The organism is Corynebacterium sp. HMSC05C01 (genome assembly GCF_001807155.1).
In the GTDB taxonomy this organism is placed as follows: Bacteria; Actinomycetota; Actinomycetes; order Mycobacteriales; family Mycobacteriaceae; genus Corynebacterium; species Corynebacterium coyleae.
On record NZ_KV787942.1, the window covers coordinates 1 to 19,369 of the forward strand.

General features: G+C 62.9%; 17 protein-coding genes, 2 tRNA genes and 1 other RNA gene. 5 read left to right on the forward strand and 15 right to left on the reverse strand.

The window, feature by feature from the left end:
* From HMPREF3145_RS01960 to ffs, 4 genes are all read right to left on the reverse strand, one after another.
* Nucleotides 1-1,276 (reverse strand): DNA polymerase III subunit gamma and tau (locus HMPREF3145_RS01960; RefSeq protein WP_070421592.1); only part of this gene is annotated, 1,276 nt, incomplete at its 3' end.
* Between the two features lie 10 nt (nucleotides 1,277-1,286).
* Nucleotides 1,287-1,823, reverse strand: coding sequence for a hypothetical protein (locus tag HMPREF3145_RS11775; RefSeq protein WP_070421593.1), 537 nt, complete (start codon nucleotides 1,821-1,823; stop codon nucleotides 1,287-1,289).
* A complete protein-coding gene (locus tag HMPREF3145_RS01970; protein WP_070421605.1) occupies nucleotides 1,813-3,084 on the reverse strand; it encodes an aspartate aminotransferase type Ic in 1,272 nt (423 codons plus the stop codon). The genes HMPREF3145_RS11775 and HMPREF3145_RS01970 overlap by 11 nt, the downstream gene beginning before the upstream one ends.
* Before the next feature lie 70 nt (nucleotides 3,085-3,154).
* Nucleotides 3,155-3,250: signal recognition particle sRNA small type (ffs, locus tag HMPREF3145_RS01975), an RNA gene on the reverse strand.
* Nucleotides 3,251-3,381: 131 nt separating this feature from the next.
* On the opposite strand from ffs, the gene HMPREF3145_RS01980 reads away from it, so the two are divergent.
* Together HMPREF3145_RS01980 and HMPREF3145_RS11420 are read left to right on the forward strand one after the other, a co-directional pair.
* A tRNA-Ser gene (locus HMPREF3145_RS01980) sits at nucleotides 3,382-3,467 on the forward strand.
* Nucleotides 3,468-3,520: 53 nt separating this feature from the next.
* The gene (locus tag HMPREF3145_RS11420; RefSeq protein WP_083279333.1) at nucleotides 3,521-4,828 is read left to right on the forward strand and encodes a hypothetical protein; all 1,308 of its coding nucleotides are present in this window, start codon (nucleotides 3,521-3,523) and stop codon (nucleotides 4,826-4,828) included.
* On the opposite strand, the gene HMPREF3145_RS01985 is transcribed toward HMPREF3145_RS11420, so the two are convergent.
* Nucleotides 4,812-6,341 (reverse strand): N-6 DNA methylase, encoded by a 1,530-nt coding sequence (locus HMPREF3145_RS01985; RefSeq protein WP_070421594.1) that lies wholly within the window; start codon nucleotides 6,339-6,341, stop codon nucleotides 4,812-4,814. The genes HMPREF3145_RS11420 and HMPREF3145_RS01985 overlap by 17 nt on opposite strands.
* A 67-nt stretch (nucleotides 6,342-6,408) precedes the next feature.
* Between HMPREF3145_RS01985 and HMPREF3145_RS01990 the strand changes: the two genes are divergently transcribed.
* Entirely contained in the window at nucleotides 6,409-6,909 is a 501-nt protein-coding gene (locus HMPREF3145_RS01990) for a ferritin (protein ID WP_180952355.1), read from the forward strand.
* 71 nt (nucleotides 6,910-6,980) lie between these two features.
* Here the strand turns inward: HMPREF3145_RS01990 and HMPREF3145_RS01995 are convergent, their stop codons facing one another.
* The 3 genes from HMPREF3145_RS01995 to gluQRS form a co-directional block, all read right to left on the reverse strand.
* The gene (locus HMPREF3145_RS01995; RefSeq protein WP_070421596.1) at nucleotides 6,981-7,538 is read right to left on the reverse strand and encodes an LURP-one-related/scramblase family protein; all 558 of its coding nucleotides are present in this window, start codon (nucleotides 7,536-7,538) and stop codon (nucleotides 6,981-6,983) included.
* A 115-nt stretch (nucleotides 7,539-7,653) separates the two neighbouring features.
* A complete protein-coding gene (locus tag HMPREF3145_RS02000) occupies nucleotides 7,654-10,383 on the reverse strand; it encodes a YPDG domain-containing protein (RefSeq protein ID WP_070421597.1) in 2,730 nt (909 codons plus the stop codon).
* A gap of 143 nt (nucleotides 10,384-10,526) precedes the next feature.
* Nucleotides 10,527-11,450: a tRNA glutamyl-Q(34) synthetase GluQRS gene (gene gluQRS / locus HMPREF3145_RS02005; protein ID WP_070421606.1), complete on the reverse strand. Its 924-nt coding sequence runs from the start codon at nucleotides 11,448-11,450 to the stop codon at nucleotides 10,527-10,529.
* Between the two features lie 19 nt (nucleotides 11,451-11,469).
* On the opposite strand from gluQRS, the gene HMPREF3145_RS02010 reads away from it, so the two are divergent.
* Nucleotides 11,470-12,126: a queuosine precursor transporter gene (locus HMPREF3145_RS02010; protein ID WP_070421598.1), complete on the forward strand. Its 657-nt coding sequence runs from the start codon at nucleotides 11,470-11,472 to the stop codon at nucleotides 12,124-12,126.
* Between the two features lie 311 nt (nucleotides 12,127-12,437).
* Here the strand turns inward: HMPREF3145_RS02010 and HMPREF3145_RS11425 are convergent, their stop codons facing one another.
* From HMPREF3145_RS11425 to HMPREF3145_RS02040, 7 genes are all read right to left on the reverse strand, one after another.
* The gene (locus tag HMPREF3145_RS11425) at nucleotides 12,438-12,761 is read right to left on the reverse strand and encodes a helix-turn-helix domain-containing protein (RefSeq protein WP_083279335.1); all 324 of its coding nucleotides are present in this window, start codon (nucleotides 12,759-12,761) and stop codon (nucleotides 12,438-12,440) included.
* Nucleotides 12,762-13,142: 381 nt separating this feature from the next.
* Nucleotides 13,143-14,399: a tRNA guanosine(34) transglycosylase Tgt gene (gene tgt, locus HMPREF3145_RS02015; protein ID WP_070421599.1), complete on the reverse strand. Its 1,257-nt coding sequence runs from the start codon at nucleotides 14,397-14,399 to the stop codon at nucleotides 13,143-13,145.
* Complete coding sequence (locus HMPREF3145_RS02020) at nucleotides 14,396-16,759, reverse strand: MMPL family transporter (protein WP_070421600.1); 2,364 nt, start codon at nucleotides 16,757-16,759, stop codon at nucleotides 14,396-14,398. Before HMPREF3145_RS02020 ends, tgt begins: the two co-directional genes overlap by 4 nt.
* A gap of 58 nt (nucleotides 16,760-16,817) precedes the next feature.
* Nucleotides 16,818-16,905: transfer RNA gene (locus HMPREF3145_RS02025), tRNA-Ser, on the reverse strand.
* Nucleotides 16,906-16,944: 39 nt separating this feature from the next.
* On the reverse strand, nucleotides 16,945-17,172 hold the full coding sequence (locus HMPREF3145_RS02030) for a CsbD family protein (protein WP_070421601.1): 228 nt from the start codon (nucleotides 17,170-17,172) through the stop codon (nucleotides 16,945-16,947).
* A gap of 76 nt (nucleotides 17,173-17,248) precedes the next feature.
* Nucleotides 17,249-17,683, reverse strand: coding sequence for a nucleoside deaminase (locus HMPREF3145_RS02035; RefSeq protein ID WP_070421602.1), 435 nt, complete (start codon nucleotides 17,681-17,683; stop codon nucleotides 17,249-17,251).
* 28 nt (nucleotides 17,684-17,711) lie between these two features.
* On the reverse strand, nucleotides 17,712-18,194 hold the full coding sequence (locus HMPREF3145_RS02040; protein WP_070421603.1) for a tRNA adenosine deaminase-associated protein: 483 nt from the start codon (nucleotides 18,192-18,194) through the stop codon (nucleotides 17,712-17,714).
* A 50-nt stretch (nucleotides 18,195-18,244) separates the two neighbouring features.
* Between HMPREF3145_RS02040 and HMPREF3145_RS02045 the strand changes: the two genes are divergently transcribed.
* Nucleotides 18,245-19,249: a prephenate dehydrogenase gene (locus HMPREF3145_RS02045; RefSeq protein WP_070421604.1), complete on the forward strand. Its 1,005-nt coding sequence runs from the start codon at nucleotides 18,245-18,247 to the stop codon at nucleotides 19,247-19,249.
* Nucleotides 19,250-19,369: the final 120 nt, after the last annotated feature.

The following is a 19,369-nucleotide window of genomic DNA, read 5'->3' on the forward strand; positions in this document are numbered from 1 at the left end:
TGCGCGAGGCGGTGCGGGCGCTCGCGGCGGCGGCTGCAGCGGCTGCGGCAGCGGCAGCGCCTCCCCCGCCAGCGCCAGCATTGCCGGAAGGGGCGCCGGCGGCAGACGTGGCAGGTGCAGACGCGGAGCCAGCACCCGCAGCGCCAGCACCAGCAACACCAGCACCCAGCGCGCCGCCGCCGACACTGACGGTGAGCAGGTGCGCCATCATGATTTCGAGGAGCAGGCGGGGCGAGGTGGCGCCGGCGAGGTCTGGGAGTCGGTCGTTGACTTCGGTGGCCAGGGCGGACAGGTGGGCGGGGGTGAAGAGTTCGGCTTGGTGTTTGAGGATTTCGGAGCGGTCGGTGGGGGCGTCGACAAGCCCTTGCCCGAATGCGTCGGGGACGGTGCGGATCAGGAGGAGGTCGCGCATGCGGTCGAGGAGGTCGAGGGCGAAGCGGCGGGGTTCGTGGCCGGATTCGATGACTTCGTCGATGGTGCGGAACATGGCGGAGCCGTCGCCGGATGCGATGGCGTCGACGGCGGCGTCGAGAAGTGTAAGGTCTGTGACGCCCAGCAGTGGCAGGGCGAGTTCGTAGGTCAGGCCGTCGGGTCCAGCTCCGGCGAGCAGCTGGTCGAGGATGGACAGGGTGTCGCGCGGGGAGCCGCCACCGGCGCGGATGACCAGGGGGTAGACGTTTTCGTCGACGGTGACGCCTTCGTCGGCAACGATGCGCTCGAGAAGCGAACGCATGGCTTGGGGTGCGAGGAGGCGGAATGGGTAGTTGTGGGTGCGCGAGCGGATGGTGCCCAGCATCTTTTCGGGTTCGGTGGTGGCGAAGATGAAGATGAGGTGGGCGGGTGGTTCTTCGACGATTTTGAGCAGGGCGTTGTTGCCCTCTTTGGAGATCATGTGGGCTTCGTCGATGATGAAGACGCGGTAGCGCGATTCGCTGGGCGCGTACAGGGCGCGTTCGCGCAGGTCGCGCATGTCTTCGACGCCGCCGTGGGAGGCTGCGTCGATTTCCATGACGTCGAGGTTTCCGTTGCCGCCGGGGGCGAGGGAGACGCAGGAGGGGCATACGCCGCAGGGGGTGGAGGTTGGTCCTTCGGCGCAGTTGAGTGAGCGCGCGAGGATGCGGGCGGATGATGTTTTGCCGCAGCCTCGTGGGCCGGAGAACAGGTAGGCGTGTGAGATGCGGTTGTTGTCCAGTGCGGTGGACAGCGGTCGCGTTACTTGTTCTTGCCCGACGACTTCGCCGAATGTTGCGGGGCGGTATTTCCTGTACAGAGCCACGCGGGCTACCTTACTCGGCCTCGCGATTCCATTCGGTGGTGTTGGTGCCGCGGCGTCGTAGCCTGCGGGTTAGTACGTCGAGGCCTTGGTCGCGGGCGATGACGTATTCGTCGTCAGTAAGTGCGACGAGTTCAAGCAACAGTGTGAGTTGGTCGGGTTCGCGGTACAGCGGTGTGCCGCGGTCGAAGAGTTCGGGTTCTCGCAGCCAGCCGTGGCGTGCGGTGGTGCCGAGCTCGTCGAGGGCGCCTTCGAGCAGCACGCCGGGTTGTGCGGGGATGCCGAGGCGTTCGATGGCACGGGCAGCAGCAACGACGGCGCGCCCGGGCAGTTGCTTATCGACGACCCCACCTACCGTCACAATCTCACACCGCACATCAGTTGCCCCATCCCCGTCGATGACCAGGCCGGTGTCGACTTGGGAGAAGCCGACGGTGCAGGCTGCGGGGGTGGAGTTGATGGTGGTGAGGGCGACGGCGGCGTCGTCGATAAGCATGAGCTCGATGTCCATGAAGGACCCGAGCCATGCGGCGACCTGATCAGTTTTCATGCGCCTCGATGCAGGCGAGCAGCACGCAGGTGGCAACGCCGTCCATGGCGGTGCGGACCTCGTCGAGCGGCGGCAGGGACGGTGCGAGGCGGATGTTCTCGTCGTGCTCGTCGATGCCTCCTGGGAAGGATGCGCCGGCCTTGGTCAGGGTGATGCCGGCTTCCTTGGCCAGTTCCCAGACGCGCTTGGCGGAGCCGTCCTTGACGTCCAGGGAGATGAAGTAGCCGCCGGTCGGCTCGGTCCACTCGGCGACGCCGTACTCGCCGAGGCGCTCCTTGAGAATGCCGATGACAGCCTCGAACTTCGGGGCGAGCGAACCGGAGTGCTTGAGCATGTGGGCGCGCAGGCCGTCGACGTCGCCGAAGAAGCGGGCGTGTGCCAGCTGGTTGACCTTGTTCGGGCCGATGCCGCGCACACCGGCGTGGCTGTTGTACCAGTCCAGGTTCTCCTTGGAAGAGGCAAAGAACGCCACGCCCGAGCCAGCGAGCGTGATCTTGGAGGTGGACGACATGTACCAGAAGCGGTTCGGGTTGCCGTGCTTCGCGGAGATCTCGAGGACGTTCGGGTTGTCCGGGAACTCGTCGGTCAGCGTGTGGATGGCGTACGCGTTGTCCCAGATCAGGCGGAAGTCCGGCGCGGCAGTCTCCATGGCGCAGAGGCGCTCGATGGTCTCGGCGGAGTAGGTGATGCCGGTGGGGTTGCCGAAGATCGGCACCGACCACATGCCCTTCACCTGCGGATCCTTCACCAATTCTTCGACGAGGTCCATGTCGGGGCCGGTCGGGGTCATCGGCACCTGGATCATCTCGAAGCCGAAGTGCTCGACGATGGTGAAGTGGCGGTCGTAGCCCGGCACCGGGCAGATCCACTTGACGGTCTCCTCGTCCTTCCAGGGGCGTGGCGAATCGTTGGTGCCCCAGATGTAGGCAAAGGAGACGAGGTCGAACATGATGCTCAGGCTCGAAGCATCACCGGCGACGACGTTCTCCGGGGCGACGCCGAGGGCCCCGGCCCAGAGCTCGCGGATGTCCGCAATGCCGTCGAGGTTGCCGTAGTTGCGCACGTCAGCGCCGGTCTTGTCGGTGTAGTCGTCCGCCCCCGGCAGCGACAGCAGCGCGTCGGAGAACCCGAGCTGCTCTGCGGACGGCTTGCCACGCGTCAGGTTCAGGTTGAGGTTTCGAGCCTTGAGTTCCTCGTACTGTGTGCGGGTGCGCTCGGCGAGTTCGTTGAACTGGGCTGCGTCCAGGTCCTTGAGAGACATCATCACTCCAGATGTTCGAAGGCGAATTTTGCGTGCCCACCATCGTAGCGGCCTATCCGTCCCCGAACATGAAAAAGGGACCTCACGCACCTGCTAGAGCTCGCTGACCCTTGCTGCGTTCCCGCCCTGGGGGAGTTCACAAGATAACACCGCGTGAGATCCTGCCTGACACTGTAGCCATCTCTTCCGCCAGAACACAACCTGCGCCGGGCCACGCTGCGGTTTTGGTCTTGTGGGGTGTGTGCATTACCATGTCCAAAGACGCTTCGCCGGTGCATGCCGGGGAGGTTGTTCGCTGGAGGATTCGACTAGCGGCCTATGTCACACGCCTGGAACGCGTGCGGGTTTCACGACCCTCGTGGGTTCAAATCCCACATCCTCCGCAAATTTCACGCCCCGCGTTTCTGCGCGGGGCGTTTTTGCTACCGTTTTGTGCGTGACCACAACTGCAAACACTGCGCTTGATCGACTCGCTGACCTGCTGGGTATCGGCCGTTATACGGTTGCGGATGCGGGCATGATCCCGCGCGCGATCGCCCTTGCCGCCGCCGAGGAACTCGACGTGCCCTACGAGGACGCGTGGACTGCCGAGGAGATCGCGGACAGCATCTTCGACAACTTCGCCCAGTACATCCTGGGCTCCGGGGTTGATGGTCGGGCGACGACGCTGCGCGCAATTGTCGACGACCACTTCACCGCCCAGACGTCTCGCACCCGGGGGTCGGGGGTGTCGTCGTTTAGCAAGCTCTCGTCGGACGACTTCACCCCGGCGAAAAACAAGTTGGAGGCGGTCAACCGCATTAGCGCGCTGACGGGTTCGGGCCCGGAGACGCTCGGGCCGGGGTCAAAAGAGCGCAAGTCGGTGCTGGTGAACCTGGCGCGTGCGATCGACAACAACAACGCGCCGGAGGACGCGACCAAGATCGAACTCGGCCGCTGGCTGGCGGGACAGCTCGGCGGGACGTGGGGACCAAGCGATTACTCGTCCGGCTACACGATCACGCTGAACGGCCTGAACAACCTGCTGCACTTGGCCACGCGCAGGTTCACGGGCGTGGAGGATTTCGCCTCCCCGCTGCTGGAGGCCAACGCGCTCGTCGCTGGTGCTGCGGAGGCGCTCGGCCTGCGGGCGGACACCGATTGGGCGAGCCTGCCGTTCGATGGGCGCACGTGTGTGGAGGAGATGTTCGCGGCGCAGTACCGCAACCGGAACCAAACGGAATGGTTCGCCTGGTACACCGAGTTCAAAGTCCTGCCGTTTTACGCGGCGAAGTTCAAGGGCGGGCCGGCGACCATCGGCCACACGGAGTTCGACTATCAGGGCACCCGCACGTGGGATTTGAAGGTGCATTCCAGCGACGGCAAAGCGGACCGCACGCCGCTCAACGACCAGTACTCGGTGGATCTTGCCGCAGCACAGGACGGGGTCGGGTTCATCGTGGTCAACACGGTGCCGGATTACACCGACGAGGATGCGTTTTACCGCTGGCACATGGCCAAGCGTGGCAAGGTGGTCAAGGAACGCAAGCCGAACTCGCGCAAGCTCAAGGTCGCGCACACGGTGACCAGCATCGAGGCGTACTACTTCCCTGATACTGCATCTATTAGCGACGCCATCGCCCGCGGCATCATCAAAGTCTTCAACCAGGGCCGCCAGCAGGACGGGTCGCCGCGCAAGCCGAAGTACGAGATGGACATGGCACTCGCGCGCGGCACAAAGTATTTGCTCACGGCACTTCCGTGAGGTCCTGTGCGTACGCCGCCGCCACGTCTACGTCGCGCCCGAACACCACGCGGTTGAGCCGCTCCACAAGGGCGAAGGGGTGCTTGACGTTTTCATTGACAATGCCGGCGTTGAGTTTGGTGACTAGGTTGTTGCGTTCGGAGGCGCGGATGTCGTCGATAAGCACCGGCTCTAGGTCGGGCACTGGCACGGACATGAGCACGCGACGGGTGAGGCTTACGCCGCCGTCGTGCCAGCGCCACCACAAATACGGCGCGGACGAGTTCAGCGTCACCGCCGCGAGGTCCCGGTCGTGTGCGGTGGCGAAGTGCAGCACCTGCTTCGAGCGCCGGCTCAACTCCCCGAACGCGGCGGAGATGTAGTAGCGCGGGGTGGTGGCTACGGTGAGCGAAAACTCGGTCGGGCCGGGCACGACAAGGTCGGCGATGGTGCGCTCCCACCCCTGCATTTGCCGCCAGATTTCCTGGTGGTCGGGGTGGATCTTCAGCCACTCCCCTCCCTGACCGATCTGCCGCGGCGCGAGCAGGTGCGGTGCCTTAGCCAGCATGGCTGCCCGCGATGCTGCACGCCATCGCAAGATCGGCGTGATCCGCCACGAGTCCTCGTCCGGCGGGCACACGGTGACGGCGGCGCGCACGAAGTTGGTTTTCGACGTGTTCGACGAGCCGAACTTGTAGCCGCGGAACAGGGTGTCGGGGACGTTGTCGAAGACGGTGATGTCGCCGCCGGTGAGGTGGTCGTCGATTAGCAATCGCAGCCCTGCGAACTTCGGTGCGCCCAGGTAGGAGGCGGGCGTGACCGCGATGAAGCCGCGGCTGGTGGTGGCGACACGCTCCATGAAATAGGCGAACAGGTCGCGGGTGGCGGCGGTGGCGAACGTGTCGTCGCGCGCGGTGGAGGCGTAGGGCGGGTTCATGATGACAAAGTCGTGGGCGGGGATGTCGTCGTGAAGAAAATCGGCCACCACGCAGCGCGCGGCGAGCGCCTCAAAGCCTGCGGTGTCGCCCGGCGCGAGGAAGTGCGACAGCAGCACCACCGCGGTGTGCAGCGCGACCGGGTCGATGTCCACCAGGATCAATTGCTTTGCGACGAAGCCCCCCACATCCCCATCAACCTTCCGCGCAAGATGCCACGCGAGCACCCCAGTGCCGCAGCACGGGTCCACCCACGTGCCCTCCGGGAAACGGTTGACGTGCTGGGCCATGAACGCGGCGGCGTCGTCGGGCGTGAAGTACTGGCCCGCATCCTTGCGCGCCTTACTGTCGCTGAGCGCCAAGAACGCCTCGTAACAAACCGCGATCTCCCCGATGGTCATGTTTTCGAACACATCTTCTGCCAGCGGCTCGACCCCCAGGTAGGATTCCACCACCGGCGCAAGGTCGGGCCGCAACGCGTTCGAGTGCGCCGCGATCCCCCGCAGCCATGCCTGTTGGCCTGCGATTTCGGGGTGCGCGCGCAGGCGGTTCAGCGTGGCGGTGACACGCTTTGCGGAAAAGTTCGAACCCTGGGACACGGTGTCCGAGCTTATAGCTCTTTTACTCTTCCGCTCCAATCTGGGCTGCTGTATACTCGCGTGCATGATCGACGCAAAGCTTTACGAAGCAATCAACCAGCAAGTCACCGAAGAGTACGGTGCCGCCTACATCTACCGCTACCTGGCCAACGAGATGGACGCCCTGTCCTTCCCGGGCCTGAGCGAGTGGTTCGCCGCGCAGGCATCTGAGGAGTGCGACCACGCGCAGAAGTTCGCCCAGCACCTCATCGACCGTGGCGAGCACGTCAAGCCGCACAACATTGAGATCGACGCGCCTGAGATCAAGACCCCGCTCGACGCGTTTGAGGCTGCTCTTGCGCACGAGAAGAAGGTTTCGGAGCAGATCCGCCAGATCACCCGCCTGGCCGATGAGGTCGGCGACCTCGAGTCCCGCCCGCTGCTCAACTGGTTCCTGGAGGAGCAGATTGAGGAAGAGTCGACCGTGAGCGAGATCGTCGACCAGCTCAAGCTTGTTGGCAAGGACGGCTCAGGCCTGTTGCGTATCGACGCCCGCCTGGCCGGCCGCTCCACCGACTCCGACGCGTAACCCACCCCCGGATTTCGCGTTCAGCCCCCGTCACGTGCGGGGGCTTTGTTTGTGTCTAGCGCTGTTTGTGTCTAGCTGGATTGTTGGCGGCGCTTGACCCGCCACATGTCGATCGCGATGACCACACCGAGGATCGCAGCGTGCTGGCGTTCGCTCAGCTCCGGCTCGAACTGCACCCGGTAGTCCGACTTGCCGGTCAGTTCGCGCCCGAAGCCTTTGTACTCCGCGACCACGTGCGCGATCGGGCGGCCCTGCGATGTGAGCGTGTAGTTGCGGTTGAACACCTTGCCTTCGACTTGCACCTCGGGAAACCCTGCGATGTCGAGGTCGAATTTTGAGCCCATGAGCTTGAACCGCGATGTCAGCCGCGCCAGCTCCATCGCGGGCGTGACTAGACGCACGGTGTAGCTGTCGCGGATGAGGTCGATCGGGTCTTCGATGCTGATAAGGTGCGTGCCGCCTGCGTCGAACACGTCGACTTGGCGCGAGGCCCGGCTCAGCACGTCTTTCATGTTGAGCTTCGTTTGCCGTGCCGTGCCAAGGGGTTGTCCGGTGGGTGCTTCGATCGCGAACTCGTTGCGGCCGAAGATTTTGGTTTGCCGGATAATGACTTCGTTTTCCCGCAGCATGGTGTAAATCGTAATCCCGCCGCGCTGCGCGTGCCGGGCAGAAATGCGTAAAAGGCTGACGCCAGTTCCGAGTGCGAACTGGCATCAGCCTTTTACGGTGTTCGGGAGAGAAGGGTTAGGCGGTTTCCTCGGTCTCCTTACCGTCGCCCTTGTCCTCGCCCTTGTCTTCGCCCTTGTCGGAGGAACCCTTCGCGTCTGACTTGGAGCTCTGGGCCCACTCCGGCAGTTCGCCGTCCTTGCACAGGGCGGCGAGGATGCCAATGCCTGCTGCCAGACCAGCCAGGGACAAACCGATGGCTGCTGCCTGGGTGACCTCCGGGCCGAACTGCTGCTGCAGGCGGTCAGCCTCAACCTGGATCTGACGCATCCACTCCGGCTGCGGGCGGCGGTTGGTCTCGCCGCCGAGGCCGAACTGCTCGAGCGGGTTCGGGATGTTCATCTTCTCCGACACGTTCGCTGCTGCCTTGCCCAGCTCGGCGCCGAGCGGGCCGGCCAGCGGTGCACCGATGGCGATCAGCAGGCCGAGCGGAACCAGCCACAGCAGCGGGTTGCTCTCGGACGACATGCTGTCGAAGCACTTCTTGATGTTCTCCGAGGAGCCCTGGTCAGACACCAGGTTCTGCGGCTGCTTCTGGCCTGGGTCGTTCGGGATGGAACCGTTGTCGGTCTTGACCGGGATCTCGACGATCGTGGTCTTGCCGTCCGGTGTCTTCACCTCCACCGGGATGGTGATGTTGGTGCCCGGCTTCACGTCGGCTGGCGGGGTGATGGTCAGGTTGCCCGTGCTTGGGTTGACCTCGACCTTCCAACCCTCCGGGATCTTCGGGTTGTCCGGGATCTTCCATTCGCCCGAACCGTTCGGCGGCGGAACCTCCGTCTTTTGGCCCGGGTAGACAACGATCACGGTGGTGGTGTTGTTGTCGACTGGGGTGTTGTTGTCGGTGCCGTTGCCCGGCTGGGTCTCCGCGACCTTCACCGTGACCTTTGCCGGCACGACGTCGGTCTTGCCGCTCGGGTAGGTGACGGTGACGTTGATGATCTTCTCGTCGCCATCCTTCGCGGTCTTTGGCACGGTGACGGTGATGTCGCCAGTCTTGGCGTCGATCTGTGGGTTCCACTCCTCAAGATCCTGACCCGGGGTGATCTCGTAGGTGGAACCACCCGGCACGTCGTCCTTCTTCGGCTTCAAGGTGGCGTTCTGGCCCGGGGTCTTCTCTACCTCCGGGTACTCCGGGGCACCGTGGACGATGACCTTCGCCGGAACGTTCTTACCCACAGAACCGTCCGGGTAGGTCACGTCAACCAGGATCGTCTTCACGTCGCCAGGCTTTGCGGAGCCCGGAATGGTGACGGTGATCGTGCCGGTTGTCGGATCAACCTTCGGCACCCAATCGCCCAAGTCCTGGCCCGGGGTGATGGTGAAGGTGGAGCCCTCCGGCAGGTTCTTGTTGTTCTGCTCGAGGCTGACCTCCACCCCGACCTTGCCATAGGTCTCGCCGTAGCCCGGGGTGTTCAGGTTTGCGTCGGTATCCCGCACCGTCACCACCGTGTCGATGGTGTCCTTGGAACCGTCGGCGTAGATGACGTCCACGGTGAACGTGGCGGTATCGCCGTGCTTCGCGCCCTTCGGGGCGGTGACCTTCAGCGTGCCGTCCTTGGCTGGTTCAGCGGTCCAGCCTTCCGGTGCGTCGACGACGGTGTAGGTGGCGTCGACGACGGTGCCGCGGACGTCGCCAGGCTGTGTCTTCAACGCAACATCAACGGAGCCACCCGGCTTGACCGTGTTCGGCGTGTTGTAGGCGGGAGCAAACTTGGCAACGGGGACGGAACCGGTGAACTTCGGCGTGTCCTGATCAACAACGCCGTCCTCGGTTGCAACGCGCAGTACCTGCGGGTTCTTGTAGGCGTCGAAATCCTCGTCCTTGGTGGTCTCGCGAGGGTTCGCGATGATTTCCACGTCAACCTTCGCCGCCTTGTCGTCATCAACCGAACCGGTCGCGCCCTTGGGGAGGGTGACGTAGACCTTGCCGGTGTCGTCGACACGCACCTTGGCACCCTCGATCTTCTTGCCAGCGATGGAAACGTTGCCGGTCAGACGCTGGTAGTCGTTCTCCGCATTGGCCACCGTGATGCCGGTGTCGTACTCGTTGCCGTCCGCGATGATCGCCTGGGACTGCTGCTCAGAAGCAACAATTGGCGCGCAGTCATCGGTCTCAAATACCCACGGGGCGACTTCAATCTCCACAGTTGGGCTGACGCGGGTCTTCTCAGCCGCCAAGATCGTCGGATTATTGACCTTCCAGGCCCACGTCTGCGCCTGCTGATTGCTGTCCACAGCCAGCTTCACAACGGCCGTGCGCTTCTGATCACGCTTCAGCGAAAACGACTCCTGATCAATCAGCGCAACCTCGTTGACATCAAGCATCTCAACGGGCTCATTGCCCTTGCGCTTGATCTCAACGGAGCCCTTCTTCAGAGCTTCAAGCTTGTAGGAGTGGGTTGCATCCTGCGTACCTACGTTTTCAACAACGATGAACGCCGTGCCGGATTGAAACACCCGCTCACTGTCAGCGCTTACGCTCACCCACGGCACGAAAGCGTTGTCTACCTCGTCGAGGCCAACACCCACGCTGACCCCGTTTTGGGTTGTCTTCAGCGCCACGCCAGGGTTCACCGTGGTGATGTTCTGATCCAGCACAACAGCACATGCGCCCTGCTGTGGGTTCGCGGTCCGACCCGGAGGGCTTGTGAATTCTTCTGGCAGCGCGGTTGCTTGCGGGGCGACAACAGCCGAAGCGCCGAGGGCAAGCGCAACGGTGCTCGCAGCAATCTTCTTCGAAATCATGAAGTCTCCTTAGAGGTTCGTTGCCCAGTGGTGCGTCCCCAAACGCAGCCACGTGACCTTCCTCCAAATATGAGCGAGCTTCAGACCGATCGCAAGAGTTTTAACATATAAAAAACAGGTTATACTTCACTAAAACACAGCAATTACAAAGATTCCCACGTCCATGGGTCGCGCGACAGTTGTGACGGTTCGAACACGCCCAACAAACCATTCACGCTATCTACCTGGCCATATCCGAGCGACCTGGCAATATCACGCACAATGTCGGACTGACGTTTATCCGCCAACATCTCCCGCAAGGTGACAGCACCATCGCGCTTTGCTAATCGACGACCCCCTGGCCCCACCACAAGCGGAACGTGAATATAAAAAGGCGTCACGAGAGAAAGTTGATCAGCCAAATACGCTTGTGCCGGGGCAGAAAACAACAAATCGTCGCCGCGCACAACCTGATCCACCCCCTGAAAACCGTCGTCCACAACGACCGCCAAGTTGTACGCCCAATCCCCCGCCTGAGCCTGATCCACACGCCCGCCGCGCTTCAAAATCACATCATCAACCGGCCCCGTGTAGGCACCGTGGTAGAAATCCTCAACCGTCCACTCACGCACGTGGGCCCGCAGACGGATTGCGGGGAGGCGGCCCTCGTCGGCGAGGTCGCGTCGTCGTAAAGCACGCTGCTCCTCCGTGAGATCACGACACGTCCCCGGATACATCCCCGGCTGCGCATGCGGCGCCGACGCCGCCTCCCGGATATCCCGGCGCGTGCAATAACACTCATACGTATCCAGGCGAGCCAGCGCATCTGCATACGCGTCCCCGCGATCGTGCTGGTAGAGCACCGGAGGATCGAAGTCGAGGCCGAGCGCCTCCAAGTCCTCAATCTGGCGCAGCGCCGACTCCGCGGATGAACGCTCCGAATCAATATCCTCCACACGCAAAAAGAACTTCCGGCCGCTTTGGCGAGCAAACAACCACGCCAACACCGCCGTACGCAAATTGCCAAAGTGGAGATCGCCGCTCGGACTCGGCGCATAGCGACCAGCAGGACCTTGGAAAACAGCCATATGTGCAATGATATTGCGCATGTCACCGCGCGTATCCCGCTCCCCATACCCGTACCTGCTCGCCGTGTTCTGCGCGGTGTTTCTCATCTCAAACATCACGGCACAAAAAGGCGTGGTCATCGGGCCGCTAGTCACCGACGGGGCCTTCTTCCTCTTCCCCATCTCCTATGTCATCGGCGACGTCATCGCCGAAGTCTACGGGTTCAAAGCCGCACGCCGCGCCGTGTTCACCGGCTTTTTCATCGCCGTGCTTGCCGTGGTGACGTTCTACATCGCCATCTGGCTGCCCGCGGCGGACTTCTACGACATGCAAGACACTTTCGCCGCAGTCCTGGGCTTGTTGCCGCGCATCGTCGCGGCCTCGCTCGCCGGCTACGTGGTGGGCCAACTGCTCAACGCGTGGGTACTGCAGAAGATGAAGGACCGCTTCGGCACCGACCGCCTCTGGGCGCGCCTGATCGGCTCCACCATTGTCGGCGAATTCGCGGACACGCTGCTGTTCTGCACCATCGCCGCGAGCGTGATCGGCGTCGATTCCGCGAGCACGTTTGTGAATTACGTGGTTGTCGGCTTCCTGTGGAAGACCCTCATGGAGGTCGTGCTGCTGCCGATCACCTACCCGACGATCGCAGCCGTGCGCCGCGCCGAGCAGCGCATTGCCGACGAGAGCGTGTAACCCACAGGTCTCCGAAACCTGTACTGTTGCTGATGCAGACCCCCTCCACACGTGTGGACCAAGGGGGTCTAGCTGTTTCTAATCTAACTCGCGTGGCCCCCCTGGAAGGATCACGTGGAGCGAGGTACTCGCTGTACCAATTGTGGGCGAACTTGTGTTTGGGCACTTTCATTAACGACGAATTCGCACTCCACGCAACGTGATCTGCCATCTGAACGAGTTGGGACGCCCTGGAGCCCAGGAAGATGGGATCCTCAATAACATGCCGAGTTGTCCTTGGGAGTTCACGATGTGCTCGGCGAAAGTTTTTCTCAGTTCCGTCCCTTACGAGCCGGTGTGAAGGCCAAGCGCAAATCCAGCGCAGCTAGAACCTTAAGCAGCGTTTCTACCGTCGGATTCCCAACTCCATTTTCTATGCGACTCAGTTCAGCCTGTTGAATTCCGGCAGCATCAGCAACAGATTGCTGAGTTGCGCCGCGATCATGCCGGGCCGACGCAAGTGCAGCACCTACCGCTTTACGCTCTGCAAGTTCCGCAGCAAACGCTCGCGTTGCCGCATCACGAATTACCTCGGCTGCTGGCGATTCCGATTCTCGATATGGCTGGATGAAGTCTTCAAACTTTGTAGTGGCCATTTGTTCACCCCCACGCTCCGCTTAATAGGTAACCAGCAGCAAGTTTATGTGTTTAACCCCATATCAGCAAGGCGTATTTACTCTCTTTTCCAGGCAGACAAAACGGAGCGCGCTGCACGAATTTCCTTCTGCTCCTGCTTTCGACTTGGATCGCGCAACTTGTTGTATCCACCGAGCAACAAAACGATTCACTTTAGCCGGATGCGGCTCGAAGTTTCCCCAAAATCGCTCCAACCCTAGACCCGCAAATCACAGCTTAGGGGCAAACCCGAACTCACCCTGCTTGCTAGATCGAGCACATGAGTGCCCCAGAGGGCGTCTAACAGGACATCGGGTCGAGTTCGGGTTTGCTCCTAAGCTGGCTGCGCGACTACATGTCCCCTACTTCCCGGCGTAGTAGCGGCCGAGGAACTCGTCGCGGTAGGCCTCGTAATCGCCGGCGTCGATGGCAAGGCGGATGTTGTCCACGAGGCGGATCATGAACTCTAGGTTGTGGATCGTGCACAGCGTGCCCGCCAGGAACTCCTTCGCCTTGAGCAGGTGGTGGATGTAGGCGCGGGAAAAGTTCTCAGAGACGTAGCCGCCGAACTCCTCGTCCACGCCGGAGAAGTCGCGCTTGAAGCGGGCGCCGGCGAGGTTCATGCGGCCGTCCAGGGTGTACACGCCGCCGCGGCGGCCGAGGCGCGTCGGGGCAACGCAGTCGAAGGTGTCGGCACCAGCTTCGACGGCGGTGAAGATGTCGTCCGGCTCCGAAATGCCCAGCAGGTGGCGTGGCATGTCGATAGGAAGTTCGTCGGTGACCCAGCCGACGATCGTGCCCAGATTTTCCTTCTCCAGGGCGCCACCGATGCCGAAGCCACCGAAGCCACGGCGGCCCTCGTCGAGCGCCTCACGGTGAAGATCCAACAAGCCGTGCGTAGCCTGGCGGCGCAGGTCCTCGTACTGCGCACCCTGCACCACGCCCCACAAAGACTGCAGCGGCTTGTCCGCCCGAACCTCGGTCAGACGGTCGTGCTCGATGAGGCAGCGACGGGCCCAACGACGGGTGCGCTCGACGGAATGCTCCTGGTAAGCGCGGGTATCCACAAGCGTGGTCAGTTCGTCGAAGGCAAACATGATGTCGGCGCCCAGCTGGTGCTGGATCTGCATCGACACCTCAGGGGTGAAGCGGTGGGAGGAGCCGTCGATGACGGATTTGAAGTCGACGCCGTCGTCGTCGACACGCGCCATGCGATCCTTGTTCGCCGCACGGATGTCGCCCTCGGTCAGGCCTGCGGTGTCCATGGCGAGGACCTTTTTGAAGCCGACGCCGAGGCTCATCACCTGGAAGCCGCCGGAGTCGGTGTAGGTGGGACCATGCCAGTTTTCGAAGGCGGCGACGCCGCCGGCCTCGTCGACAATGTCGGGCCCTGGCTGCAGGTACAGGTGATAGGCGTTGGAGAGGATCGCTTGCGCACCGGTGGAGCGGATCTGCTCGGGCGTGAGCGTTTTCACCGTTGCCTTTGTGGCCACCGGGATGAACGCAGGGGTCTGAATGGAACCGTGCGGGGTGTGGATCACACCGGTGCGGCCGTGCCTACCCGGCGCGGGCTCCAACTGGGTGCCGACCTCGAAGGTGGTGTCCGTCTGCTGCGTCATGCGTGTTCCTTTTCTAGTTCGGTGCCCTCAACGTCGACCTCGGGGAGGAGTTTGTCCAGCCATTTTGGCATCCACCAGGCGGCGCGGCCGAGGAGGAACATGGTGGCGGGGACGAGGGCCATGCGGATGAAGAAGGCGTCGAAAAGTACTGCGACGCCGAGTGCGAAGCCGAAGATCTGGATGAACGGCAACGGTTGGTCCAAGAAGGCGATGAAGACGGCGATCATGATGATCGCGGCGGCGGTGACCACGCGCGCGCCTTGCCTGAAGCCTTGCACGGTGGATTCGTGCACGGCGCGCAGCCGGTCGCCGTCGCGGTTGCGCAGGTAGGCCTCGCGCATGCGAGTAACCAGGAAGACTTGGTAGTCCATGGCCAGGCCGAAGGTGACGCCGATGAGGAAGATCGGCAGGAAGGACAGGATCGGGGTCGGTGTGTTCACCAAACCCCACAGGCCTTCTTGGAAGAACAGCACGGTCACGCCGAAGGCAGCGCCGACGGACAGCAGGAAGCCAAGGCCTGCCACGAGCGGCACCATGATGGAGCGGAACACGATAACGAGCAGCACGATCGCCAGCCCCACCACGATGGACAGGTACAGCGGCATGGCCTTTGAGAGTTCTTCGGTGATGTCCATTTGGACGGCGGTCAGGCCGGTCAGGCCAACGTCGATACCCGTGGCGTCTTCCACCTGGCTGATCGCGTCGCGCACGCCGTGGGCGATTTGCAAGGTGCGTTCCTCTTCCGGACCACCGGTTGGGGTGGCGAGGATCTGGGCGGCTGTGAGGTCGTCGTTAGCTGCGATGAGCTGCGCGTGCTCGATGCCGTTGACGGAGCCGATCTCACCCATGGTGTAGATGAAGGACGCGAGCGCTGCCTTTTGGGCGTCGCCGCCAGCCTCATCCGGGATCGCTGACATGTACGGCTGGAGAATCTCCGAGTTGGGGTTGACGCTGTGTGCATCAACCACCAGCAGCAGTGGGGCGTTCACGCCGGGGCCGAAGCCTTCCGCCATGAGGTCTGCGGACTTGCGTTGGGTGGTGTCGTAGTTGGAGGTGCTGTCGGACGGCAGCGACATCTCCAAGCCAAGCACCGGGGTGGACAGCGCACCAAGCCCCAGCACGACCACTGCCATAACAAGGCCCGGCACCTTTTCGACGAAGCGCACCCACCGCCTACCCATCGAATTCTCATCGAGGTCCTTCGCCGGACGCTTACCCGGACCCGGATTACCGGCCAGACCGGGAATCTTGCCCGCGAAGGTCTTCGAGCCGAACGCGCCAAGCAACGCCGGTACAAGCGTCAGCGCGACGAGCACCGCGATGAACACGGTGACGGCGGCGGCAAGGCCCATCCAGGTGAGGAACTCGATCTGTGCCAGTGCCAGGGCGACCAGCGCGGTAAAGACCGTGGCACCGGCGAACACCACCGAGGAACCCGCGGTGCCGACAGCCATTCCGGCCGCCTCATCCGGCGGGAGGTGGCGTGCCTCCTGGCGGTAGCGCGACAGGATGAACAGGGCGTAGTCGATGCCCACGGCCAGGCCGATCATGACGGCAAGGACCGGAGTGACGTCGTTGAGTTCCACCCAGTGGGTGGTCAACAGCACCAGCAGCGCGCCGATGCCCACGCCGACCACGGCGGAGATGATCGGGATCACCGAAGCAGCAAGCGAACCGAAGGTGACCACGAGCACCAAAAACGCCACGGCCAGGCCGACCATCTCAGAGGTGGTCTTAATGGCAATCGGCTCGCCGAAACCGGCGCCGCCGGCCTCCACCTGAAGGCCCGCGTCCCGACCGATTCTCATGGCCTCGTTCACCACGTCGCGGTCCGCTTGGTCAACGGACATCGACGACTCAGCGTCGAACTCGAAGGTGGTGTAGGCGATGCGGGCGTCGTCGCTAAGCATGCGCAACTGATACGCATCCGCTTCCGCGCGCTCTCGCGGCATGCCCATCTCAGTCATCTGGCCAATGATCATGCGCTGCAACTCGCCGTTGACCGTCACTGGATTGCCGAAGCGCTCCCCCTCCACCCCGAGATGGTCGCGGATATAGCCGACGGTGGCATCCATCGCCGCCATATGCTCCGGTGAATCCAGGCGCTCACCTTCCGGCGCGGCGAACACCAAGTTCACGCCAGGGGCGGTGGCCACGTTTCCGGCCTCGGGGAAGTTCTTCTCCATGTCGCGAAGCGCGTCGATAGCCGGCGTGCCTTCGATAGCAAACTCGGAGGTAAACGGCTTCATCAACGAAAACGCACCACCGGCAGTAGCGCCGAACAGCAGCAGCCACGCCACAATCACCCGCCATTTGTGCAGGTAGGACCAACGTCCGAGGTTGTACAGCAGTTTCGCCACGTCAAAGGGTTCCTTCTGTGATATGGAAAAAGCCCCCGTTGCCGGGGGCTTTAACACTTGGCGGTAGCGGCGGGATTTGAACCCGCGGTGGTTTTACCCACACTCGCTTTCGAGGCGAGTACCTTCGGCCGCTCGGACACGCTACCGCCGACTAGATTAACGGCAGCGCCGCCAAGAAACCAAATTTAGCGGTCAGCTTCGTCGCGGACCTCGTCCGCCTTGTCCTCAACCTTGGCTGCGACCTCGTTGGCCTTGTCCTTAATAGCGTCGCCCGCCTCGGAGAGCTTCTCCTTAGCGCTGCCGATCAGCTGATCAGCCTTGCCCTCGTTCTGAAGCTTCTCGTTATCGGTAAGGTCGCCAGCCGCTTCCTTAGCCTGGCCCTTGATCTGATCAAGCTTGTCATCCAAACCCATGATGTTCTCCTTTATTCGTTGAAATTCGGTGCAGTCGCCCAGTGTAGGGACAAACCCGAACACTTTGGGTAACGATTCAATTACTCCTCAGCTCTTCAAAGAAATCACTCAGTAACCTGGCAGTTTCTTCCTCCAGCACGCCGGCGCGTACCTCAGGGACATGCAGATGCCGCGGGTCCCGGATGGCATCCAGCACCGAACCCACCGCACCCGTCTTCGGCTCCCATGCGCCAAAAATTAACGACGACACCCTCGCCCCCAAGATCGCCCCCGCACACATCGTGCAGGGCTCCAGCGTGACAACGAGCTCACACCCATCCAGCCTCCACCTCCCCAACGCCTCGCACGCCTGCCGGATGGCCTCCATCTCCGCATGCGCGGTCGGATCGTTGTTCGCCTCCCGGCGGTTCACCCCCACCCCAAGGACCTCGCCCTCCGGGGAGAACACCACAGCCCCCACCGGTACATCGCCCGGCGGGGTTGTGCGGGCAACCTCGATCGCCTCCCGCATCCGTTCTTCAGCCCGGCGGGCAGGTTTGCTAATCGACGGCATCAGCAAGCTCGTCGCCAAAACCCAACTCGTCGGCGATGGTGTGGGCGAGATCGGCCGGGTCGGCGTCGTCGTCAAGCAAAATGCTCAACTGCTCCTCGGACAACCCCAGGTCCGCGAGGATGGCAAAATCACCATCAGCCCAGCCGTCGACGTTGTCCAGCTCATCCGGGTCGATGTCGGGGATGTCCACGTCGGCCTCATCCAGGATGTCAGCCGCGAAATCATCATCCACCGCCATCGTCGCGTCCGAAATCAGCACACGCACCTTCGACGGGCCCGGACGCACCACAACCAAATAGTCATCCTCCACATTAAGCAGCGCAAACGCCGCGCCCTCGCTGCGCAAACCGCGCACAGCGTCAATGGAGGTGGAAAGGTCCGTGAAATCGTCGCGGAACTCGCGCACCTGCCACGAACCCCCAACCTGAGCGACGGTGACGGCAAACCCGTCCGTGAAGTCCTGACTCATGGGACGAAAGCGTAGTCCGCGCGGGCCAAAGTGTCACTAGACTTAACGCGGTGACTACCTACCAACTGCCCCCCATCTGCATTCTCGGCCTCGGACTGATCGGCGGGTCGCTCATGCGCGACCTGACCATCTCTAACGAACGCGTCTTCGGCTACACCATGCACGGGGCACGCGCAGCACAACGGGACGGCTTCGACGTCTCCGACAACATGGAAGAAGTGCTGCGCCGCGCAGAGGCCGACAACGCGCTCATCGTGGTTGCGGTGCCGATGGCGGCAGTGGCGTCCGTGCTGGACCAGGTAGCTTCGTTCGCCCCGACGTGCGACATCACCGACGTGGTATCCGTCAAAGAGCGCGTGTACGACCTCATCGTCGAGCGCGACATGCAGGGCCGCTACGTCGGCGGCCACCCCATGGCGGGCACCGAGTTTTCCGGCTGGAGCGCCTCCCACGAGGGCCTGTTCGAGGGCGCCGCGTGGGCCGTAACGTACGACTACGCGCGCGAAGGCCTTGCCGACGACCACTGGGCCGCCCTATTCACCACCGTCTGCCGGCTCGCATCCGTCGTCGGTGCGGAGGCGGTCCCCGTGCGCGTATCGCTTCACGACGAATCCGTCGCCCGCGTCTCCCACCTCCCCCACGTCATCGCTGAAGCCCTGTCGTTGGTCGGCGACCGGGGCGGAACGCTCTCGCAGTCCCTGTCCGCCGGATCCTTTAGGGGCGCGACCCGGGTAGCTAGTACGGAACCCGAACTCGTGCGCAACATGTGCGAAACCAACGCCGACTCGCTCGTGCCTGTGCTCGACGAGTTCATCGAACTCCTCCAAGCCGCACGCGCTTCCCTTGCGGACGATCCGGCGTCCATGAAGCAGCTAGCCGAATCTGGCAACCGCGCCTACCTGCGCATGGCCGCCCGCAAAGGCGCCCGCCGCGAGTCCGTCTCCCCCGTGAAGATTTCTTCCCGCCCCGTCATGCGCGTCCACCCTGGCGCACCGGGCTGGGTCCGCCAACTCGAGCAGGTGGAGTCCCTCGGCGGACGCGTCGAGGTGTTCTAGGTTTTGTTTTTGGGGGGTTGGGGGTTTGGGGGGTTGATCCCTGGGGTTCCCCGGGGTTCCCTGGGGTTCTAGCCGGCCGTTTTCCGCTGGTCGTCTAGCTCTGTGTTTGTGGAACCAGAC